The organism is Bradyrhizobium sp. BR13661, assembly GCF_029892425.1.
In the GTDB taxonomy this organism is placed as follows: Bacteria; Pseudomonadota; Alphaproteobacteria; order Rhizobiales; family Xanthobacteraceae; genus Bradyrhizobium.
On the sequence record NZ_JARXWB010000075.1, the window covers coordinates 1 to 2,618 of the forward strand.

Annotated in this window: 3 protein-coding genes; all 3 read left to right on the forward strand. The window is 66.8% G+C overall.

Annotated features, from left to right (window positions below):
- Window positions 1–256 precede the first annotated feature (256 nt).
- Genes M2427_RS41940 through M2427_RS41950 form a run of 3 tightly spaced genes read left to right on the forward strand, consistent with a single transcriptional unit; the run spans window position 257 to window position 2,469 of the window.
- A complete protein-coding gene (locus M2427_RS41940; protein WP_280712554.1) occupies window positions 257–1,102 on the forward strand; it encodes an ABC transporter permease in 846 nt (281 codons plus the stop codon).
- Between the two features lie 17 nt (window positions 1,103–1,119).
- Window positions 1,120–1,905, forward strand: coding sequence for an ABC transporter ATP-binding protein (locus M2427_RS41945; RefSeq protein WP_280712552.1), 786 nt, complete (start codon window positions 1,120–1,122; stop codon window positions 1,903–1,905).
- Window positions 1,906–1,959: 54 nt separating this feature from the next.
- Window positions 1,960–2,469 carry an OsmC family protein gene (locus M2427_RS41950; RefSeq protein ID WP_280712553.1) on the forward strand — a complete coding sequence of 170 codons (510 nt, stop codon included), beginning with the start codon at window positions 1,960–1,962 and terminating at the stop codon, window positions 2,467–2,469.
- The last annotated feature ends 149 nt before the right edge of the window (window positions 2,470–2,618 follow it).

Sequence of the window (2,618 nt, forward strand, 5' to 3'; positions counted from 1 at the left end):
CGGGAGACCGGGCCGGATCACGGCGTCAAGCGCCAAGGACCCAACGGCTTCCCGCCCACCGCCATCATGACAGACTTTCCACACACAGGGACCCATACCCACAGGGAGATGTTTGGCGAAGACTCGGAGTGGGAGTGTGCCCCGCACTCCTCCCTGTGGTTATGGGTCCCGGGTTCGCTTCGCGCCCCGGGACGACAGCGGTGGGCGCGGCAAGAGTAATGTTGCATTCCCCGGCCAGACGCGCTTCCTACCGGCCATGATCTCCGACGCGCCAGTCCTGCAGAAATCTTCGGAACCAGCCGCGAGCGTCGCCGCGCCTTCGCGGCTGTCGCGCTACGCGCGGCCGATGCTGGGACTGCTGCTGCCGGTTACGCTCGCGATCGGCTGGGAGTTCGTGGTCTGGCTCGGCTGGTCCAACGGCCGGTTGGTGCCGCCGCCCTCGCGGGTCTTCGCCACCATCGCCGATCTCGCCCGCTCCGGCGAGCTGGTTCACCACATCGCCGCGACGCTGTGGCGGGTAGGCCTCGGCTTCGCCTTCGGTGTCGTCGCGGGCACCATTCTTGGCGCCATCTCCGGCTACTGGTCGCTGGCGCAGCGGCTTCTTGATCCCACCGTCCAAGCCTTGCGTGCAATCCCGTCGCTCGCTTGGGTGCCGCTGTTCATCCTCTGGCTCGGCATCTTCGAGACGTCGAAGGTCGCGCTGATCGCGGTCGGCGTGTTCTTTCCAGTCTATCTCGGCGTGATGGGCGCGATCCTGTCGGTCGATCGCAAGATCGTCGAGGTCGGCCGCACCTTCCGCCTCTCCGGCTTCGCGATGATCCGCCGCATTCTGCTGCCCGCGGTGCTGCCGGCCTATGTCGTCTCGCTTCGCGTTGGTCTTGGCCTCGGCTGGATGTTCGTCGTCGCAGCCGAACTGATCGGCGCCTCCGAGGGCCTCGGCTATCTCCTGCTCGACGGCCAACAGCTCGGCAAGCCCGCGCAGATCCTCGCCGCGATCGTGATCTTCGCCATCCTCGGCAAGCTCACCGACTGGTTGATCGAGATTGCCTCCGCGCCCTTCCTGCGCTGGCAGGACGCATTCGGCCGCGCCAAAGAAACTTAACAAGGGAGCTTGAGGCGATGCTTGCGCTCGACCGGGTCAGCAAGACCTATCCCAACGGCGTCGAGGCGCTCGCGCGCTTCTCCGCCGCCATCAGGCAGGGCGAGATCCTCGCCATCATCGGTGGCTCCGGCTGCGGCAAATCTACCTTGCTGCGCGCCATCGCTGGTCTCGACCGCGCGAGCTCCGGCACCGTGACGCTCGACAGCGAAGCGATCTCTTCGCCGCATGCCAAGATCGGCATCATCTTCCAGGAGCCGCGGCTGCTGCCCTGGCTCAGCGTCGCCGACAATATCGGTTTTGGTCTAGCCGACCTGTCTGCGGCGGAACGGCGTGAAAAGGTGGCGCGCGCACTTGCCCGCGTCGGCCTCGCCGACAAGGCGCAAGCCTGGCCGCGCGAGCTCTCCGGCGGACAAGCACAGCGCGTCGCGATTGCCCGCGCGCTGGTACCGCAGCCCGAGGTGTTGCTGCTCGACGAGCCGTTCTCCGCGCTCGACGCCTTCACCAGGCGCGACCTGCAGGATCATCTGCTCGACCTCTGGGCCGACACGCGGCCGACGCTCATCCTCGTCACCCACGATGTCGACGAAGCCGTGGTGCTGGCCGATCGCGTGCTGGTGATGCGGCCGCGGCCGGGCCGACTGTTCGACCAGATCGAGATCAATCTGGGCCGGCCCCGCGACCGCAATTCGCCGCTGTTCGAGAATTTCAAGCGAAGTGTGCTGACGTCACTCGACCGTTCGCTCGACCGCAATGTGCCTGACCGTGACGCAACCCAGGGTCCCGGTCAGGCCATGTGGTGGTGACTTTTTCGCGCTGAGCCGGTACATCGAGGGGCAATTTTCCCGGGAGAGAACACGATGGACGCCGCAGAACTGCGCCAGATGCAGGCCCCGATCAAGGAACGCTACAAGACCGATCCCACGGCCGCGATGATCACGCTGAAGGCCAAGGGCTCGACCGACGGCGAAGGCATCGCCTGCAAGGTCGAGACCGGCCGCGCCATCGCGATGGCTGGCCTGCATCCGGCCACCGGCGGCTCCGGCCTCGAACTCTGTTCCGGCGACATGCTGCTGGAAGCACTGGTTGCCTGCGCCGGCGTGACGCTGAAATCGGTCGCCACCGCGATCGAAGTGCCGCTCAAGACCGGCAACGTGTATGCCGAGGGCGATCTCGATTTCCGCGGCACGCTCGGCGTCGACAAGGAGACCCCGGTCGGCTTCGCCGAGATCCGCCTGCGCTTCGAGGTCGACACGCCGGCACCGCAGGACAAGCTCGATCTGCTGCTCAAGCTCACCGAGCGCTATTGCGTAGTCTATCAGACCATCAAGAACGGGCCGAAGGTTTCGGTCTCGATGCAGCGGATGTGATTGTTCTTACCCTCCCCTGGAGGGGGAGGGTCGATCGCGCGTAGCGCGAGCGGGGTGGGGGGGTATTTCCCCGCGGGCACGGGTGGTCGCCGGGGGCCCCTCACCCCACCCCGGGGGGACCATCGGGGGGGGGACGGGGTGGGGGCCCC